This is a genomic window from Oribacterium sp. HCP3S3_B9 (genome assembly GCF_052064255.1).
Lineage (GTDB): Bacteria > Bacillota > Clostridia > Lachnospirales > Lachnospiraceae > Oribacterium.
The window spans coordinates 1-627 of sequence record NZ_JBQHVY010000073.1 but is presented as its reverse complement, the minus strand read 5'-3'; the positions used below and the strand labels follow the sequence as shown (position 1 = coordinate 627).

The window sequence follows — 627 nt, the reverse complement described above, 5'->3', positions numbered from 1 at the left end:
TCAGGACACGATTTCTTCATTCTGAGGTACTGTCTGGCGCATCAATGCATGCTGCATCCGATAACTTTTCCCGTCGAACATGATTAAGTGTCCATGATGGACGAGACGGTCAATCATCGCGGCAGCCATCTGTTCATCCGTAAAGATGCCACCCCATTTTGAAAACTCAATATTTGTGGTCAGGATCAGACTTCTGCTTTCGTAGCTGTCCGATATGACCTGAAAAAGCAGCTCGGATCCATCCCGATCTACCGGCACATACCCCCACTCATCGAGGATCAGCAGATCCTGTTGGTTAAGAGTTGTTCTCAGGCGCTCCAGCGTACCGTTTTTTCGCGCCTCGGCGAGTTTCAGAACCAATTCAGTCACCGTATAGAAACGCACCTTATAGCCTTTTTTGCAGGCCAGTACGCCTGCGGCGATTGCCATATGTGTCTTCCCAAGCCCCACTGGTCCATAGAGAACCAGGTTCTGCTTCTTTTCGATGAAAGAGACATTTAACAGATCCTCTTTTGTCAGAGCTGGAGGCAGTTTGGTCTGGCAAAAGTCATAGCCATCAAAGGTTTTATAAACGGGGAAGCGGGCTCGTTTGATCAGCCGGTGGATGTGATTGATCTCCCGATTTTC

The 627-nt window shown here is 48.8% G+C and carries 1 protein-coding gene; it reads right to left on the bottom strand.

Annotation, left to right across the window (positions count from 1 at the left end; translation table 11 throughout):
* Positions 1–627: IS21-like element helper ATPase IstB (gene istB / locus ACTNC3_RS11480; protein ID WP_441227515.1), on the bottom strand; the 627-nt coding region annotated here is incomplete at its 5' end.